Origin of the sequence: Pseudomonas sp. MPDS (assembly GCF_013283895.1) — a bacterium.
Taxonomy (GTDB): Bacteria; Pseudomonadota; Gammaproteobacteria; order Pseudomonadales; family Pseudomonadaceae; genus Aquipseudomonas; species Aquipseudomonas rhizophila.
Window position 1 is genome coordinate 2,325,537 of the sequence record NZ_CP054128.1, and the last position, 17,495, is coordinate 2,343,031.

Here is a 17,495-nt window from a genome sequence, read left to right on the forward strand (position 1 = left end):
GTTGCTTCGGGGGGCGCGCAATGCCTTACGGCAGCGGCATCAACACCTTCTCGCTGGCCGAGGAATGTTCAAACAAAGGAAGAGGCTATGGTTCAAGTTCGCAAACTGGTGTTAGCAATAGCGGCCGCCTCGGCGCTGTCCTCCGGTATGGCGCAAGCACTCGGGCTCGGGGAATTGACCCTGAAGTCGCCGCCGAACCAGCCTCTGGTCGCCGAGATCGAGCTGCTCGACGTCCAGCAATTGACCGCCGCCGAAGTCGTGCCGAGCCTGGCCTCGCCCGAGGAGTTTGCCAAGGCCGGAATCGACCGCCAGGCGTTTCTCAATGACCTGACCTTCACCCCGGTAATCAATGCCAATGGCAAGAGCGTCTTGCGGGTGACTTCCAGCCAGCCGCTGTCGGAGCCGATGGTCAAGTTTCTGGTGCAGGTGATGTGGCCCAATGGCCGTCTGCTGCGCGACTACAGCGTGTTGATCGACCCTTCCAAATTCTCCCCCCAGGCGGCTGACGCCGCCCGGACGAAGCCGTCCCAGGTCGTCTCCACGCCGGTGACGGGCGCCACCAAGCCTTCCCAATACACCACCACGCCGCGCGATACACTTTGGGAAATTGCTGCCAAGGTGCGCAACGGCGGGTCGATCCAGCAAACCATGCTGGCGATCCAGGCGTTGAACCCGGACGCATTCATCAACGGCAACATCAATCTGCTCAAGACCGGCAAGGTATTGCGTCTGCCGGACCCGGTGCAAAGCACCGCGTTGCCGCAACCCCAGGCTATCGCTGAAGTGGCTGCGCAGAATGCCGCCTGGCGCCAGGGGCGGCGGGGCGTTGCGCGTTCCGGCCAGCAGCAGTTGGACGGTACCAAGCGTGGTGGCAGTCAAGCTGCACCGGCCCAGGCGGCCGGTCGCGATAATCTGAGTCTGGTCTCCGCCGAGGCCGCGAAGGCCGGCGCCAAAGGCGCTGCCGGCGATGCCCAAGCCCTGAGCAACCAGCTCGCGGTCACCCAGGAAAGCCTCGATTCGGCTCGCCGCGACAATGAAGAGCTCAAAAGCCGCATGGCGGATCTGCAGAGCCAACTGGACAAGCTGCAGCGCCTGATCGAGCTGAAGAACAATCAGCTGGCCAAAATGCAGGCTGATGGTGTCGCCGTACCGCCGCTCGATGAGTCGGCCCCGGCGATGTCGGCAGAATTGACGCCGGACCCAACGGCACAAGCTCCTGCGCCCGCGCCTGAAGCGACGCCGCCCGCGACTCCCGTGGAGCCAGCTCCGGCAGCGTCCAGCGAACAAAAGTACAACGATCTGCTGACCAATCCGATCCTGTTGGGTCTGGTTGGCGGTGGCGCGTTGATCCTGCTGTTGTTGCTGCTGTTGCTGGCCCGTCGCCGCAAGGCGCAACAGGAAGCCGAGAAGCACTTGCGCATGGCCCGAGCCCTCGAGGAGGAGGCTGATTTCTCCCCGGAGCTCGATCTGCCCCCGAGCAGCTTCGAGGGCATTGAAGTTCCACCGCCAAGCGTAAAGCTCGAACCAAAACCCGCTCCCGCGCCAGCGCCCAAGCCAGCCCCGGTGATTGCGCCCGTGATCGTCACGCCGCCGATCGCCGCGCCATTGGTGGCTCCGGCTGCCGAGCGTTCCGACGATGTGTTGGGTCAGGCCCAGTCCCATATTGATCGTGGTCGTTTGAATCAGGCGGCCGATCTGCTTGAGCAGGGCATCAAGGCCGAGCCTCAGCGCAGCGACCTGCGCCTGAAACTGATGGAAGTCTACGGTCAGCAGGGCGACCGCGACGCCTTTGTTGCCCAAGAGCGCCAACTGGTGGCCAACGGCGAAAACTATGCCCAGGTCGAACAGCTCAAAAGCCGTTTCCCGGCCATGGTGGTCGCCACCACTGCCGGTCTGGCCGCCGCGGCAGTCGCTGCCGAGCTGGACGCCCAGTACGTCAAGGATTTGCTGGAAGACACGCCGCCCACCGATGAGGAGCTCGACAGCGCCTTCGACCTGAGCCTTGAGGATCTGGAAGCCGCACCGGCAACGCCTGAGCCAGAGCCTGTCGTCGAGCTGGATGCATTCCCGTCCGATGATGACCTGGACTTCGAATCGTTGCTCAAGCAGCAGACCGAGGCCAATGAAAGCCTGGATGACCTGTCGGAGTTCGACCTTGACCTGGGTGCCGACGCCCCGGCGCCGACGCCGGCCCTGGCCGACGAAGACTTCCTGCTGGACCTGGATGACGACCTCAAGGGCCTGGATGAGCCTGCCGCCCAAACCCCTGTGGTGGCCGACACCCCGTCTGACGACCTTGAGCTGCCGGAAGATTTCGACCTGTCCCTGGCCGATGAAATGGACGAGCAAGACAAACCCAAGGACGCCTTCGAGTCCGAACTGGACGATGTCAATGCCGAGCTTGAGCGCCTGTCCGACAGCCTCGCTCAGCCGACTTTTACTGCTGAAGACGCGTTGGCCAGTGCCGACGATGAGCCGGATTTCGACTTCCTCAGCGGTACCGATGAAGTGGCGACCAAGCTCGATCTGGCCCAGGCCTACATCGACATGGGTGACAACGATGGTGCCCGGGATATCCTCGGCGAAGTCCTCAGCGAAGGCGATGCCACGCAGAAGAGCGAGGCGCAGGAAATGTTGTCGCGCCTGGCCTGAGGTGATCGGGTAAACAAAAGCGGCAGCCGGTGAGGCTGCCGTTTTTGTTTGGGATGGAGTTTAGGGTGGCTGGCGGGCCTCATCGCGAGCAGGCTCGCTCCCACAGAGGTTCTCGGGTATTCACAAATCCTGCGCCCAGCACAAATCCCTTGTGGGAGCGAGCCTGCTCGCGATGGCGCCAGTACATTCAACACATGACCACCGGTTGGACTGGCATCCCATCCCGCCGGCCTTATAATGCCCGCCTTTGCGTACTTCAGCAGGCTGTAATTCCTTGGCAAACATAGACAACCCGGCCGCCGAAATGGCGGCCGACGGCTTTTTCCGGATCGCCCTGGGCGTTGAATATAAAGGCTCGCGCTATCGCGGCTGGCAGCGCCAGGCCTCCGGTGTGGCGACGGTGCAGGAAACCCTCGAAAACGCACTGTCCAAAGTCGCTGATTCGCCCGTGTCGCTGCATTGTGCCGGCCGTACCGATGCCGGCGTGCACGCCTGCGGCCAGGTGGTGCATTTCGACACCCAGGTCGAGCGTTCGATGAAGGCCTGGGTCATGGGGGCCAACATCAACTTGCCTCACGACGTCAGTGTCAGCTGGGCCAAGGCAATGCCGGCGCATTTCCATGCACGCTTCAAGGCCATCGCCCGGCGTTATCGCTACGTGATCTACAACGACCAGATCCGCCCCGCGCATCTGAACGAAGAAATCACCTGGAACCACCGTCCGCTGGACGTTGAGCGCATGGCTGAAGCCGCGCAGTACCTGGTCGGTGTTCATGATTTCAGCGCCTTTCGCGCCGGCCAGTGCCAGGCCAAGTCACCGATCAAAGAGCTGCATCACCTGCGGGTGACCCGCCACGGCAAAATGATCGTGCTCGATATCCGCGCGAGCGCCTTCCTGCATCACATGGTGCGCAACATCGCGGGCGTGCTGATGACCATCGGTGCCGGTGAGCGGCCGGTGGAGTGGATCAAGGAAGTGCTCGAAAGCCGCATCCGGCGTTCCGGTGGCGTGACGGCGCACCCGTTTGGCCTGTACCTGGTGCAGGTCGAATACCACGATGAATTCGAGCTGCCGCAGCGTTACATCGGGCCACATTTCCTCACGGGCTTCTCGGAACTCGACGGCTGACGCCCTGCGCAGCATTTGCTACCATCCGGGACTTTCACGGATTTGCCTGAGGTTTTGACGACATGCCGGCCGTTCGCAGCAAGATTTGCGGGATCACCCGCGTCGAGGACGCGCTGGCGGCGGTGGAGGCTGGTGCCGATGCCATCGGGCTGGTGTTTTATGCCAAGAGCCCGCGCGCGGTGACGGTGCAGCAGGCGAGGGCGATCATCCAGGCCTTGCCTCCGTTCGTGACCCCCGTCGGCCTGTTCGTCAACGCCAGTCGTTGTGAGCTGGGCGAGATACTCGACGCGGTGCCGTTGGCACTGTTGCAGTTTCACGGGGACGAGACGCCCGCCGATTGCGAGGGCTGGCATCGGCCGTACATCAAGGCGTTGCGGGTCAAGGCCGGTGATGACATCGCGGCCAGTTGCGATGCCTTTGCCGGTGCCAGTGGCATACTGCTGGACACCTATGTGGAAGGCGTTCCCGGTGGGACCGGTGAAGCATTCGACTGGTCGCTGGTGCCCCAGGGCCTGAGCAAACCGATTATCCTCGCCGGTGGGTTGACGGCGCAAAACGTGGCCGAAGCCATCCGTCAGGTTCGCCCTTACGCGGTCGATGTCAGCGGTGGGGTAGAGCAAAGCAAGGGCATCAAGGATCCGGCCAGGATTCGTGCGTTCATGGCCGCTGTACGCAGCAGCCAGTAGTCAATGTGACGGCTGGCAGACTGCCGCCGTCCATACCAGCACTGTACAAAGCAGGCAGGCGCCGCCTCCGGGTGGGCCGATAGCGTAGTGGTAGCCGCGGTGCCGCGGTTGCCGGGATGGCTGAGGAGGTTGGGCTGCACGCAGGTCATGCTTCGCGCTGATCGTGGTGGTCCCTCGACCCTCGCCGCACAATGAATTTAGCTCAAGGGCATACGCGGGACCGCGAACCAGAGCGTTCGGGTCACCGGTACTGGAGAAAGAAAGCATGAGCAACTGGTTGGTAGACAAACTGATCCCTTCGATCATGCGTTCCGAGGTGAAAAAAAGCTCGGTGCCTGAAGGTCTGTGGCACAAATGTCCATCCTGCGAAGCGGTGCTGTACCGCCCCGAGCTGGAAAAGACCCTGGACGTTTGCCCCAAGTGCAACCATCACATGCGCATCGGTGCGCGTGCCCGTATCGACATCTTCCTGGATGCCGAAGGCCGTGTTGAGCTGGGTGCCGACCTGGAGCCGGTGGACCGCCTGAAATTCCGCGACGGCAAGAAGTACAAGGATCGCCTGACCGCGGCCCAGAAGCAGACCGGCGAAAAAGACGCCCTGGTGTCCATGAGCGGCACCCTGCTGGGCATGCCGGTGGTGGTTTCGGCCTTCGAGTTCTCCTTCATGGGCGGCTCCATGGGGGCCATCGTCGGTGAGCGCTTCGTGCGTGCCGCCAACCATGCCCTGGAAAACCGTTGCCCGATGATCTGCTTTGCCGCTTCCGGTGGTGCGCGTATGCAGGAAGCGCTGATCTCCCTGATGCAAATGGCCAAGACCTCCGCGGTGCTGGCGCGTCTGCGTGAAGAAGGCATTCCGTTCATCTCGGTGTTGACCGACCCGGTCTACGGCGGCGTTTCCGCCAGCCTGGCGATGCTGGGCGATGTGATCGTTGGCGAGCCGAAGGCGCTGATCGGTTTTGCCGGCCCGCGCGTTATCGAGCAGACCGTGCGCGAAAAATTGCCGGAAGGCTTCCAGCGCAGTGAGTTCCTGCTGGAGCACGGCGCCATCGACATGATCATCCACCGCCAGGAGTTGCGTCCGCGTCTGGGCAATCTGCTGGCGCAACTGATGGGCCTGCCGACCCCGAAATTCGTCGCCGCCCCCATCGAGCCGATCGTGGTTCCGCCGGTGCCAGCGAACATATGACCCAACGTACCCTGGGCGATTGGCTTGCCTACCTTGAGCAGTTGCATCCGTCAGCCATCGACATGGGGCTGGAGCGCTCGCAAGCGGTAATGTCCCGCATGGGACTGGCCAAGCCGGCGCCCCGGGTCATCACCGTTACCGGCACCAATGGCAAGGGTTCGACCTGCGCCTTCGTGGCCTCGCTGTTGCGGGCCCAGGGGTTGAGCGTAGGTGTCTACAGTTCGCCGCACCTGTTGCGCTACAACGAGCGGGTGCAGATCAACGGCGTCGAAGCCTCTGACGCCGAGTTGTGCGAAGCCTTTGCTGCGGTGGAAGCCGGGCGGGGCGAGATTTCCCTTACCTATTTCGAGATGGGCACCCTGGCGGCGTTCTGGCTGTTCGCGGGTGCCGGTCTTGATGCCGTGGTGCTTGAAGTCGGCCTGGGTGGCCGGCTTGATGCTGTCAATCTGGTGGATGCGGACGTTGCGCTGGTCACCAGCATCGGTGTGGACCATACCGATTACCTGGGTGACACCCGTGAGTCCGTCGCCTTCGAGAAAGCCGGCATCTTCCGCCCGGGCGCGCCTGCGCTCTGTGGTGACCTCAATCCCCCTCAACCGTTGCTGGACAAGGTCCGCGAGTTGGGCTGTCCGTTCTTTCTGCGAGGGCGGGATTTCGACCTGGCAATGACTGAGCAGCATTGGCAATGGCGGGGCAGTGACGCCCGGGGCAATCCGGTGGAGTTGCGCGATTTGCCGCTGCTGGAGCTGCCGATGGAGAACGCCGCGCTGGCGCTCCAGGCCTACCTGTTGCTGGACCTGCCATGGCATGCCGGGCAAATTATCGAAGCGTTGCAAGCGACTCGCGTCGTCGGTCGTCTCGATCGCCGCCAGTTCGATTGGCACGGCAAGCGCCTGAATCTGTTGCTTGATGTCGGCCACAACCCTCATGCGGCGCAGTATCTGGCCGAGCGCTTGGCGCGGCGGCCGGTAGCCGGGCGCCGCCTGGCGGTATTTGGGCTGCTTGGCGACAAGGATCTGGATGGCGTTGTCGATGCGTTGGGTGCTAGTGTCCAGCATTGGGCGGTAGCACCGCTGGATTCACCGCGCTCGCGCCCGGCTGCCGAGCTACGGGAAGCCTTGCAGCGTCGCGGCGCTTGCGTAGAGACTTATGACAGCGTGGCCGCGGCGCTGGAAGGGCAGTGCGCCCTGGCGACGGTCGACGATGAGATCCTGCTGTTCGGATCATTTTTTTGTGTTGCCGAGGCCCTTCAATGGCTGGCCCGGCGCTCCACGGAGGAAGCTGCAGATGGCATTGCTGGATAAAGCGTACAAGCAGCGCATGGTCGGGGCCCTGGTATTGGTGGCCTTGGCGGTGATTTTCCTGCCGATGCTGTTTTCTCGTCAGGATGAGCAGCGCCAGGTTACGGTCGACGCTCCGGCTGCCCCCCAGGCGCCGTCTGTCGCGCCCGTGCAGGTCGAGCCGGTGCTGGTGCCTGAACCTGAAGCGCTACCCCAGGAACCCGTTCCGAGCGACGAGGAGCTGGCCGAGCAACCTGCGCCTTCCCTGTCGATCGAGCCTGCGCCGGCGGCACCCGCCACGGCAGCGCCGGCTCCGAGCAAGCCGGCAGTCGCTCCAGCCCCGGCAGCACCGGTGGCCAAGCCGGCCCCGACCCAACCGATTACCCCAGCCCCGGCCAAGCCGGATACCACGCAAAGCCGCGTGGACGCCAACGGTCTGTCGGTCAGTTGGTCCGTTCAGTTGGCCAGCCTGAGCAATCGTGAGAGTGCCGAAAAACTGCAGAAAACCCTACGCAGCCAGGGCTACAACGCCTATATCCGCACCGCCGATGGCAAGAATCGCGTATTTGTGGGGCCGCTGATCGAGCGTGCCGAGGCTGATCGGCTGCGGGACCTGCTCAGCCGCCAGCAGAACCTCAAGGGTTTTGTGGTGCGTTTTCAGCCTGAGCGCGGTTGACGGCGGTTTGCCTGATTTGAATCACACTGACAATCGCAGCTTACCGACAGCTCTGGCCTCTGCTAAAATGCGCCGCCTTATCCGTCTGTAGGCTGCACCGTGCCATTTACCTGGGTTGACTGGGCGATCGTTGCAATCGTCGCCATCTCCGCATTGATCAGTCTGAGCCGCGGCTTCGTCAAGGAAGCCCTCTCGCTGCTGACCTGGATCATCGCGGGGGTCGTAGCCTGGATGTTTGGTGGTTCGTTGTCCCAGTACCTCGCCGGATACATTGAAACTCCGTCGGCCCGCGTGATCGCGGGCTGTGCCATCTTGTTTATCGCCACCTTGCTGGTCGGCGCAATGATCAACTACCTGATCGGCGAACTGATTCGCGTCACCGGGCTTTCCGGGACGGACCGGTTCCTGGGCATGGCCTTCGGCGCGGCGCGTGGCGCGTTGCTGGTGGTCGTGGCTGTCGGGCTATTGAGCCTGGGGCCGGTACAGCAGGATACGTGGTGGCAGGAGTCCCGGCTCGTGCCACAATTTCTATTGGTCGCAGACTGGTCCAAGAACCTGATCCTGGGTTGGAGCAGTCAGTGGCTTGCCAGCGGTATCAGCGTACCCGCTGAAATACCGTTCAAGGAACAACTCTTGCCGATGGCCAAAACGCCGCAGTGAGTGTTGTTCAGTTCAGATCCATTAAGTAGGGGTTGTGTCGCATGTGTGGCATCGTCGGTATCGTCGGTAAGTCGAACGTCAATCAGGCGCTGTATGACGCGCTAACCGTGCTCCAGCACCGCGGCCAGGACGCTGCCGGTATCGTGACCAGCCATGACGGCCGGTTATTCCTGCGCAAGGACAACGGGCTGGTGCGTGACGTGTTCCATCAGCGTCACATGCAGCGCCTGGTCGGTCACATGGGCATTGGCCATGTGCGCTACCCAACAGCGGGCAGCTCGACTTCGGCCGAAGCCCAGCCGTTCTACGTCAACTCGCCGTACGGCATCACGTTGGCGCACAACGGCAACCTGACCAACGTCGAGCAGTTGGCCAAGGAGATCTACGAATCGGACCTGCGCCACGTCAATACCAACTCCGACTCGGAAGTGATGCTCAACGTCTTCGCCCATGAACTGGCCCAGCGCGGCAAGCTGCAGCCTACCGAAGAAGATGTGTTCGCCGCTGTGACCGACGTGCATAACCGCTGCGTCGGCGGCTACTCGGTCGTGGCGATGATCACCGGTTACGGCATCGTCGGTTTCCGCGACCCCCATGGCATCCGCCCGATCGTGTTCGGCCAGCGTCACACCGACGAAGGCGTCGAGTACATGATTGCCTCGGAAAGCGTGTCCCTGGACGTGCTGGGCTTCACCCTGATTCGCGACCTGGCCCCGGGCGAAGCGGTCTACATCACCGAAGACGGCAAGTTGTTCACCCGTCAGTGCGCGACCAACCCGAGCCTGACTCCGTGCATCTTCGAGCACGTCTACCTGGCGCGCCCGGACTCGATCATCGACGGCATCTCGGTCTATAAGGCCCGCCTGCGCATGGGCGAGAAACTGGCCGACAAGATCTTGCGCGAGCGGCCGGACCACGACATCGACGTGGTCATCCCGATCCCGGACACCAGCCGCACCGCGGCCCTGGAGCTGGCGAACCACCTGGGCGTCAAGTTCCGCGAAGGCTTCGTGAAGAACCGTTACATCGGCCGTACCTTCATCATGCCCGGCCAGGCCGCGCGGAAAAAATCGGTACGCCAGAAGCTCAACGCCATCGAACTGGAATTTCGCGGCAAGAACGTGATGCTGGTGGATGACTCCATCGTGCGCGGAACCACGTGCAAGCAGATCATCCAGATGGCCCGTGAAGCCGGTGCCAAGAACGTATACTTCTGCTCGGCGGCGCCGGCCGTGCGTTATCCGAACGTCTACGGCATCGACATGCCGAGCGCCCACGAGCTGATCGCCCACAATCGCACTACCCAGGAAGTGGCCGACCTGATCGGCGCCGACTGGCTGATCTATCAGGACCTGCCGGACCTGATAGAAGCGGTGGGTGGTGGCAAGATCAAGATCGAGCAGTTCGACTGCGCAGTGTTTGACGGCAAGTACGTCACCGGTGACGTCGATGAGGCCTACCTGAACAAGATCGAGAACGCTCGTAACGATGCGTCCAAGGCCAAGACCCAGGCGGTCAGCGCGATCATCGATCTGTACAACAACTGAGTGACAAGCCGGCCCTGAGGGGCCGGTTTGCGTTTAATGACTACAGGAGCGACAGCATGAGTCAGGATTGGGATGCCGGTCGGCTGGACAGCGACCTTGAGGGTGTAGCGTTCGATACCCTGGCGGTCCGCGCCGGTCAGCACCGCACGCCGGAAGCCGAGCATGGCGATCCGATGTTCTTCACGTCCAGCTACGTGTTCCGTACCGCTGCCGATGCGGCGGCCCGGTTTGCCGGCGAGGTGCCGGGCAACGTCTACTCGCGCTACACCAACCCCACCGTGCGGGCTTTCGAAGAGCGCCTCGCTGCTCTGGAAGGTGCCGAGCAGGCTGTGGCCACCGCCACCGGCATGGCGGCGATCATGGCCGTGGTCATGAGCTTTTGCAGCGCTGGCGACCACGTGCTGGTGTCGCGCAGTGTCTTCGGCTCGACCATCAGCCTGTTCGAAAAGTACTTCAAGCGTTTCGGCGTGGAAGTCGATTACGTGCCCCTGGCGGACTTGTCCGGTTGGGATGCGGCAATCAAGCCCAATACCAAGATGCTGTTTGTCGAATCGCCGTCCAACCCCCTGGCCGAGCTGGTGGACATCGCCGCGTTGGCGGAAATCGCCCACGCCAAGGGCGCCATGCTGGTGGTCGATAACTGCTTCTGCACGCCGGCGTTGCAACAGCCACTGAAGCTGGGTGCCGACGTGGTGGTGCATTCGGCGACCAAGTTCATCGACGGCCAGGGTCGTTGCATGGGCGGCGTGGTGGCCGGTCGTGGCGAGCAGATGAAAGAAGTGGTGGGCTTCCTGCGCACCGCCGGGCCGACCTTGAGTCCGTTCAACGCCTGGATCTTCCTCAAAGGCCTGGAAACCCTGGGCCTGCGTATGAAAGCCCATTGCGCCAACGCCCAACTGCTGGCTGAGTGGCTGGAGCAGCAGGATGGCATCGAGAAAGTGCACTACGCCGGCCTCAAGAGCCATCCGCAACATGACCTGGCCGCGCGTCAGCAGCGCGGTTTCGGTGCGGTGGTGAGCTTCGAGGTCAAAGGGGGCAAGGAGGGCGCCTGGCGCTTCATCGACGCCACCCGGTTGATTTCCATCACCGCCAACCTGGGTGACAGCAAAACCACCATCACTCACCCAAGCACCACCTCCCACGGTCGCCTGACGCCCCAGGAGCGTGAAGCAGCGGGCATCCGCGACAGCCTGATCCGCGTCGCGGTGGGTCTGGAGGACGTGGCTGACCTGCAAGCCGATCTGGCCCGTGGGTTGGCCGCCTTGTGATCGAGCTGGCAACGCCGCACGGCGGCACTCATGGCCGGGTAGCACTGGTGACAGGCGCCGCGCGGGGTATCGGCCTGGGGATTGCCACCTGGCTGATCTGTGAAGGCTGGCAGGTGGTGCTGACTGACCTGGATCGTGAGCGCGGCTCCAAGGTCGCCAAGACGCTGGGGGAGAACGCCTGGTTCATCACCATGGACGTGGCGGACGAGACGCAAGTCGCCACGGGAATCGCCGAGGTGTTGGGCCAGTTTGGGCGGCTTGACGCGCTGGTGTGCAACGCGGCCATCGCCGATCCCCACAACATCACCCTGGAAAGCCTGGATCTGGCCTACTGGAATCGGGTCCTGGCGGTGAACCTGGGTGGTCCCATGCTGCTGGCCAAGCATTGTGCTCCTTACCTGCGTGCCCACAATGGCGCCATCGTCAACCTGGCCTCGACCCGTGCCGCACAATCAGAACCCGACACCGAAGCCTATGCGGCAAGCAAGGGCGGCTTGCTGGCCTTGACCCATGCCTTGGCGATCAGCCTTGGGCCGGAGATCCGGGTCAATGCTGTCAGCCCCGGCTGGATCGACGCACGGGACCCGTCCCAGCGTCGCGCGCAGCCGCTCAGCGATGCCGATCATGCTCAGCATCCGGCAGGCAGGGTAGGCACGGTGGAGGATGTAGCGGCGATGGTGGCGTGGCTGTTGTCGCGCAATGCCGGTTTTGTCACGGGCCAGGAGTTCGTGGTGGACGGCGGCATGACCAAGAAAATGATTTATGAGTGAGAGCGGTTGTGCGTGCCGCTTGAACTGTTTTGAAAAAACTTCAACCCTGCTATTGACTTAGCTTCGGTACCTGCGTAAATTTCGCGGCCTCAACGAAGCAAAGGGTGATTAGCTCAGCTGGGAGAGCGTCTGCCTTACAAGCAGAATGTCGGCGGTTCGATCCCGTCATCACCCACCATGTTTTACGAGAGTTTTGCGAAAGCAAGACGGAAGCTGTCAAAAGCCTCCACCGACGCGCAGCGGTAGTTCAGTCGGTTAGAATACCGGCCTGTCACGCCGGGGGTCGCGGGTTCGAGTCCCGTCCGCTGCGCCATATTTTCCGAAGCAGGTTCGCCTGGTTCGAGATCCAAACCCAAGAGGTTGGATCAGACGAGTTAACTGGACGCAAGTCCATAGCGATACGCAGCGGTAGTTCAGTCGGTTAGAATACCGGCCTGTCACGCCGGGGGTCGCGGGTTCGAGTCCCGTCCGCTGCGCCATATCTGCTTCGAGGCCCACTGAACGCCTTGAAGCTAAGAAGAAAGCTGAAAAGCTACTTCTAGTCGATAGCAAAGACCCTGGTCGAAAGACCGGGGTTTTTTGTTTTCGGGATAATGACACTGAAAGGTTGGAACGCGCCCGTGGCGAGGGAGCTTGCTCCCGCTGGGCTGCGCAGCAGCCCTTTTCTATGAAGTCGTCCGACGAGTCTCAGAACCCAAGCCTATCCCGCAGCCCGTAATACCAAGCCCCCATCGCCGCAAACGGCGTACGCAACAACTGACCGCCGGGGAAGGGGTAGTGGGGCAGGTCCGCAAACGCATCGAAACGCTCAGCCTGGCCACGCAGCGCCTCGGCCAGGACCTTGCCCGCCAGGTGCGTATACGTCACGCCATGGCCGCTGCAGCCCTGGGAATAATAAATGTTGTCCCCCAGGCGCCCGACCTGCGGAAGGCGCGATAGCGTCAGCAGGAAGTTTCCCGTCCAGGCGTAGTCGATCTTCACGTCCTTGAGCTGCGGGAAGGCCTTGAGCATCTTCGGACGAATGATCGCTTCAATATTCGCCGGATCCCTCGCGCCATACACCACGCCGCCGCCGAAAATCAGACGCTTGTCGCCCGTGAGTCGGTAGTAATCGAGCAAGTAGTTGCAGTCTTCAACGCAATAGTCCTGAGGCAGCAGGCTGCGAGCCAGCTCATCGCCCAGCGGCTCGGTAGCAATCACCTGTGTACCGCAAGGCATGGACTTGGCTGCCAGCTCCGGCACCAGATTGCCCAGATAAGCATTACCCGCCACGATGATGAACTTGGCCCTGACCTTGCCCTGCGGCGTATGCACAACCGGGCTGGCGCCACGCTCGATGCGCACCGCCGGCGACTGCTCATAAATCACCCCGCCAAGAGACTCCACCGCCGCCGCCTCACCGAGGGCCAGGTTCAGCGGATGAATATGCCCACCGCTCATGTCCAGCATCCCGCCCACATACTCCTCGCAGGCCACCACCTCGCGAATACGCCGCTGATCGAGCAACTCAAGCTGGGTATGCCCGAAACGCTCCCACAAACGCTTCTGCGACTCCAGATGGCCCATTTGCTTGGCGGTAAGGGCAGCGAATACTCCGCCATCCTTCAAATCACACTGAATCTGATACTTCGCCACCCGCTCGCGAATGATCCGACCGCCCTCGAACGCCATATTGCCCAGCAACTGCGCCTGCTGAGGCCCGACACTGCGCTCGATCACGTCGATGTCGCGGCTGTAACTGTTAACGATCTGCCCGCCATTACGACCCGAAGCCCCAAAGCCGACCTTTGCCGCCTCAAGGACCGTGACCTTGAAACCGTTCTCCAGCAGAAACAGCGCAGAGGACAGGCCGGTGTAACCAGCGCCGATCACGCAAACATCCGTTTCGACATCATCCTGCAGGGCAGGGCGAGCTGGAACCGGATTGGCCGACGCGGCGTAATAAGATTCTGGATACGGTGTGTTCGCCATTCTGCAACCTCTGTTTTATATTTTTTACGAATGCGCCGATCCTACCCGAGATAAAAATCAGCCGCCAGCCACCGCCAAATCTTCGGCGCTTTGGCGAAATTAAATATTTTGCATATTCATAGGGTTAGGTGAAAAAAAGGTATTGACACCCCTTCGGAATTCCGTAGAATGCCGCCTCACAGCAGGCACGTAGCTCAGTTGGTTAGAGCACCACCTTGACATGGTGGGGGTCGTTGGTTCGAGTCCAATCGCGCCTACCAAACAAAATCCGCTCTGCTGGGCGGTCTAGAAGGGTCAACCGAGAGGTTGGCCCTTTTTTGCGTCTGGGGTTTGGGGAGGCTTGTTATAGTGGAAGCCACTGATAGCCGATACGCGGGCTTTTTCGCTACTCAACGGCCATTGGCGATATCTGCTTCGGCCTCGCCAATCAGATCGTCGAGAGATACTCGAACAGGTGTTTCGTTGGCGTCGAGACGTGCCTTGACCAGGTGTACGAGTTCCAGTTCGTCCAGGCGCTCGACCATCGCCTCATAGACATTCGCCGGGACCATGTAGCCCACAACGTGGTTGTGGTTCAGCACGGCCACAGGTAAGCCATTGGTGCTGCTCAAGGCGGAAGATGGGTTCTTCATGAGTTCAGATACGCTGACGGCCACATCGGCAAGAATATTTTGCATGGATATGACTCCTGAATAGGTCTTTATTCTGGTCTTTTTATTCTGGAGTGACCACTGCCCAGAATCTCCATGCCAGGCCCAAGTCCAGTCAAACCACGGGGCATCGATCAGTCCGTCGTGCGTATGCCGCTGGCGTATTTGCTCCGCTACCTTCTTCACCAGTGAGCATCCCGACGCTTAGTTTTCGTCCTTGCTGATTTATGTCAAAAGCGGGCGACTTATGAGTCGCCCGCTTTTTGTAGGTCTCAGTTTCTAAAAGCAAGGACTCGGTCCGATTGTCTACCGCTTGCGCTGACATCAATCCGCAGTAGAAAAGGACAGATTTATTTTTACTTCGCTGCGCTGAGAGTTTTCATCGAATGTATTCGCTTGGATCAACTGGCAGCCGGCTAGAAAATAAATCTATCCCCTTTTAGCCCGTCCCCTTTCAGCCCTTCGCACGGCCCGGCCCAGCGCCGAGCTTCTTGTTTGTGGTGAGTACCTACTCTGCTATCGTGGTGCCCCTAGATCGAAATGGAAGCATCAAAGAATGGATTCATGGATGACTGTGGCCGTCGCCATCATGGTGTCGATCAGCGCTCAAGCGGTAGCGGAAGATAAGGGCTCGTATCAAAACTCGATGATGATGATAACGCTGGCACCTACCTTCCTTCTTGCAGGAACGACTGGGCTCTCTCTGCAGGCTACAAAGAACTTCAAGCCTGCCAAGGCTGATGCGCTCGCGTTTATGGGTTCAGATGGCGAGATCCGGGGTGCACAGTTCGAACAGGCTTGCCGATATTACCGCGCGACCTACACGTCACCTCTGATGTCTGATATGCAACTTGCTCAGGCAATCGCGACGTCCTATTGAAGAAAGATTGGGAAGAGCTGCACAGTTGTTTACTAAAGCGGACCTGGTTTCACTAACGATATGGAAATCTCATGAATAAAGTCATCACAATTTTCGCTATCTTCGCTCTTACCGGCTGTGCCTATCAGAAATCCCAGTACGTTCTGGACATAGAAAACGCGCCAGTGCCGACGACTCCTGAAGCAACGACCAGCGAGTGTGCTCGCATCTACGATGAAATCGATAAGAATAACCAAGCTATGGCTCGCAGCTACCAAGACGGTAGCTTCACCATGAAGGCTCAGAACGAAAAAGATGCGCGTAACGAGGCGTTATCCATTCGGACATTCAAGATAGGCTGCCCTCGACGGTAACGGCTTTCTCCTGAACCCCAGCTGTGAGGTGGAGGAAACGGGACATACCACGATTATGAATCGGGCCGATTACAAGAGGCCCCAAAACCGTGGCCTTTTCCCAGTTTTACCCCTGACCCTATGGCAAAGGGCAAGCCCTGTTATGCGGCTCGTAGTGGCGAAGTAATGGTGCTAAATTCTATGCATTCAGCATGTATGAATCGCCTGACGAGGCGGGGAGATATAGGCCCCACGATCTACTCGCGTCGGTCAGCCAAATCGGCACAACCCAGGAACTCGCAATCACAGGAAGTGGACCATGAAAATCATCACCCTAGTACTGGCAGCAATTATTGCAGTCACCTCTGTATCCGCAATTGCTCATGGTGGCCGTACGGACAAGCAGGGCTGTCATAACGACAAGAAAGCTGGAACACGCCACTGCCATTGACCCGAACAGCACCGGGATCTGAAGAGGCTGCGGTCTTCTCAAGTGGATGGGCGTCGATCTGATCCCGTCTGTCGCGCGAATGTCGGAAGCCGGGCAGGAAAGACGAGGCCAATTGGAAAAGGGGGGACAGATATATTTCGCCGCGCTGAAAACCCTTTGTTTTGGCTGGTTCGGGAAAAAACTGGCTGCCGTTAAGTTTTCGGAAGGCGGAAGACGGGACCCGCGAGTTGACCGCGACCGCTGTCAGTTTTCAAGAATTGTGCGTGCATCCTGCCTCCGGCATAGGAATCCTCGAGATTGTGGAAAAATGTGCATTGATCAACTACAAGTAAATAGTTGGACAGTTACGTTTAACGTATGGATTGATCGATTGGCTTTCCAATGAAAGGGAGTTCATATGGCATATGAAGGTGTCACTCGAGAAAAGTTTTTTTCTATTTTTCCTAAGCTTGAGATACAAAAGGTGAGTCATAGTTGCTGGGCTGCGAGCTTTTCAGTGCTTATGCGATTAAATGATGTTCAGGTCTCGGAGCAGGCTGTAATTGGTTTCTATCCTGAATGGGTTCACGACGGGATAACTTTTCATCAGTTAGAAGAGCTGGCCAAATATTACAATACCTATCACTTTTCAAAGGAAACTGGACTTGTGCATGGGGCAAGAGAGCTTAAAGCTTATGCAAAGCTGGAGCCTATTTTGCAGTATGCAAGCCAATATTCAGGGTTCTTGGTGTTTGTTGAATCTCACTACGTGGTCGTATTGGGATATGATGATTCTGCTAATACAATCGATTATTATGACCCTTGGTTGGGCGTTATTGAGACGTGTGCCCTAGGATATTTTTTGGCATGGGGTACTCAGCAAACATTAGTTGTTGCAAAAGATTGATTCTTTCGTAATCAAAGCGAATAACGGGGCAGGTCACGATTTGAGACAGGTGGGTGATCAGAGACGAAGAATTGTGGTCTGGCCCTCCAGTTCTCTCTCCTTCGCCAAGAGGCAGGAGCGGCAGTTCTCCATTTTGAAGCAGGTGTTCCGGTTGGCGAAGTATTCGCACTGAAGCTGATGCAACACGCCCTGAGGAAGGGTTAACCAATGCCAAAGAAACATCAGGAAAGCAAAGCAGCGACGGCTGCTGACATTGAACGCTCTATCCAGGCACTGAACAAAATGGCTGAACGCCTCTGGGGTGATGGTCGGGAAGCTGAGGCCAAAGCTCTGCTCGATGCCTTGGATGCTTTAAACCGGGCGCTCGATAGGATCAGGATTGGGGAGAGCCGCAGGGTTCTTCATTGAGGCGTGAAGGAAAATGGGATACCTCCCACAATATGAAACGGGACGATTCCAAGGGGCCAAATC

The 17,495-nt window shown here is 59.8% G+C and carries 17 protein-coding genes and 4 tRNA genes; 19 read left to right on the forward strand and 2 right to left on the reverse strand.

The features are described from left to right. The first annotated feature begins 87 nt into the window (after nt 1–87). From HQ912_RS10225 to HQ912_RS10285, 13 genes are all read left to right on the forward strand, one after another. Nucleotides 88–2,652 (forward strand): FimV family protein, encoded by a 2,565-nt coding sequence (locus tag HQ912_RS10225; protein WP_173406744.1) that lies wholly within the window; start codon nt 88–90, stop codon nt 2,650–2,652. Nucleotides 2,653–2,956: 304 nt separating this feature from the next. Beyond that, nucleotides 2,957–3,781 (forward strand): tRNA pseudouridine(38-40) synthase TruA, encoded by an 825-nt coding sequence (gene truA, locus HQ912_RS10230; protein WP_047229296.1) that lies wholly within the window; start codon nt 2,957–2,959, stop codon nt 3,779–3,781. A 62-nt stretch (nt 3,782–3,843) separates the two neighbouring features. Further along, a complete protein-coding gene (locus tag HQ912_RS10235; RefSeq protein WP_047229239.1) occupies nt 3,844–4,467 on the forward strand; it encodes a phosphoribosylanthranilate isomerase in 624 nt (207 codons plus the stop codon). Nucleotides 4,468–4,732: 265 nt separating this feature from the next. Then, the gene (accD, locus tag HQ912_RS10240) at nt 4,733–5,653 is read left to right on the forward strand and encodes an acetyl-CoA carboxylase, carboxyltransferase subunit beta (RefSeq protein WP_047229238.1); all 921 of its coding nucleotides are present in this window, start codon (nt 4,733–4,735) and stop codon (nt 5,651–5,653) included. Then, the gene (gene folC / locus HQ912_RS10245) at nt 5,650–6,957 is read left to right on the forward strand and encodes a bifunctional tetrahydrofolate synthase/dihydrofolate synthase (protein ID WP_047229237.1); all 1,308 of its coding nucleotides are present in this window, start codon (nt 5,650–5,652) and stop codon (nt 6,955–6,957) included. Before accD ends, folC begins: the two co-directional genes overlap by 4 nt. Continuing rightward, nucleotides 6,941–7,609, forward strand: a complete 669-nt coding sequence (locus HQ912_RS10250; RefSeq protein ID WP_173406745.1) for an SPOR domain-containing protein — start codon at nt 6,941–6,943, stop codon at nt 7,607–7,609. Before folC ends, HQ912_RS10250 begins: the two co-directional genes overlap by 17 nt. Nucleotides 7,610–7,708: 99 nt before the next feature. Then, nucleotides 7,709–8,269 carry a CvpA family protein gene (locus tag HQ912_RS10255; protein ID WP_039593931.1) on the forward strand — a complete coding sequence of 187 codons (561 nt, stop codon included), beginning with the start codon at nt 7,709–7,711 and terminating at the stop codon, nt 8,267–8,269. Between the two features lie 41 nt (nt 8,270–8,310). Next, complete coding sequence (gene purF / locus HQ912_RS10260; RefSeq protein ID WP_047229235.1) at nt 8,311–9,816, forward strand: amidophosphoribosyltransferase; 1,506 nt, start codon at nt 8,311–8,313, stop codon at nt 9,814–9,816. A 56-nt stretch (nt 9,817–9,872) separates the two neighbouring features. Beyond that, the gene (locus HQ912_RS10265; protein WP_047229234.1) at nt 9,873–11,084 is read left to right on the forward strand and encodes an O-succinylhomoserine sulfhydrylase; all 1,212 of its coding nucleotides are present in this window, start codon (nt 9,873–9,875) and stop codon (nt 11,082–11,084) included. Further along, the gene (locus HQ912_RS10270) at nt 11,081–11,854 is read left to right on the forward strand and encodes an SDR family oxidoreductase (protein ID WP_047229233.1); all 774 of its coding nucleotides are present in this window, start codon (nt 11,081–11,083) and stop codon (nt 11,852–11,854) included. The genes HQ912_RS10265 and HQ912_RS10270 overlap by 4 nt, the downstream gene beginning before the upstream one ends. A gap of 102 nt (nt 11,855–11,956) precedes the next feature. Next, nucleotides 11,957–12,032 (forward strand) — tRNA-Val (locus tag HQ912_RS10275). A gap of 58 nt (nt 12,033–12,090) precedes the next feature. Continuing rightward, nucleotides 12,091–12,167: transfer RNA gene (locus HQ912_RS10280), tRNA-Asp, on the forward strand. Between the two features lie 89 nt (nt 12,168–12,256). After that, a tRNA-Asp gene (locus tag HQ912_RS10285) sits at nt 12,257–12,333 on the forward strand. 208 nt (nt 12,334–12,541) lie between these two features. Here the strand turns inward: HQ912_RS10285 and HQ912_RS10290 are convergent. Then, on the reverse strand, nt 12,542–13,825 hold the full coding sequence (locus HQ912_RS10290) for an NAD(P)/FAD-dependent oxidoreductase (protein ID WP_047229232.1): 1,284 nt from the start codon (nt 13,823–13,825) through the stop codon (nt 12,542–12,544). 183 nt (nt 13,826–14,008) lie between these two features. Here HQ912_RS10290 and HQ912_RS10295 point away from each other — a divergent pair. After that, nucleotides 14,009–14,085: transfer RNA gene (locus HQ912_RS10295), tRNA-Val, on the forward strand. Nucleotides 14,086–14,214: 129 nt separating this feature from the next. Here HQ912_RS10295 and HQ912_RS10300 read toward each other — a convergent pair. Next, complete coding sequence (locus HQ912_RS10300) at nt 14,215–14,502, reverse strand: antitoxin (protein WP_173406746.1); 288 nt, start codon at nt 14,500–14,502, stop codon at nt 14,215–14,217. Nucleotides 14,503–15,031: 529 nt separating this feature from the next. Between HQ912_RS10300 and HQ912_RS10305 the strand changes: the two genes are divergently transcribed. The 5 genes from HQ912_RS10305 to HQ912_RS10325 all read left to right on the forward strand — a co-directional run bounded on the left by HQ912_RS10305 (nt 15,032) and on the right by HQ912_RS10325 (nt 17,432). Further along, nucleotides 15,032–15,355, forward strand: a complete 324-nt coding sequence (locus HQ912_RS10305; RefSeq protein WP_047230558.1) for a DUF2388 domain-containing protein — start codon at nt 15,032–15,034, stop codon at nt 15,353–15,355. A gap of 71 nt (nt 15,356–15,426) precedes the next feature. After that, nucleotides 15,427–15,708, forward strand: coding sequence for a hypothetical protein (locus HQ912_RS10310; protein WP_076383936.1), 282 nt, complete (start codon nt 15,427–15,429; stop codon nt 15,706–15,708). 298 nt (nt 15,709–16,006) lie between these two features. After that, on the forward strand, nt 16,007–16,138 hold the full coding sequence (locus tag HQ912_RS10315; protein WP_107322247.1) for a YHYH domain-containing protein: 132 nt from the start codon (nt 16,007–16,009) through the stop codon (nt 16,136–16,138). Nucleotides 16,139–16,535: 397 nt separating this feature from the next. After that, a complete protein-coding gene (locus HQ912_RS10320) occupies nt 16,536–17,024 on the forward strand; it encodes a papain-like cysteine protease family protein (RefSeq protein WP_076383937.1) in 489 nt (162 codons plus the stop codon). A 207-nt stretch (nt 17,025–17,231) separates the two neighbouring features. Then, a complete protein-coding gene (locus HQ912_RS10325; protein WP_007895617.1) occupies nt 17,232–17,432 on the forward strand; it encodes a hypothetical protein in 201 nt (66 codons plus the stop codon). Nucleotides 17,433–17,495 lie beyond the last annotated feature (63 nt).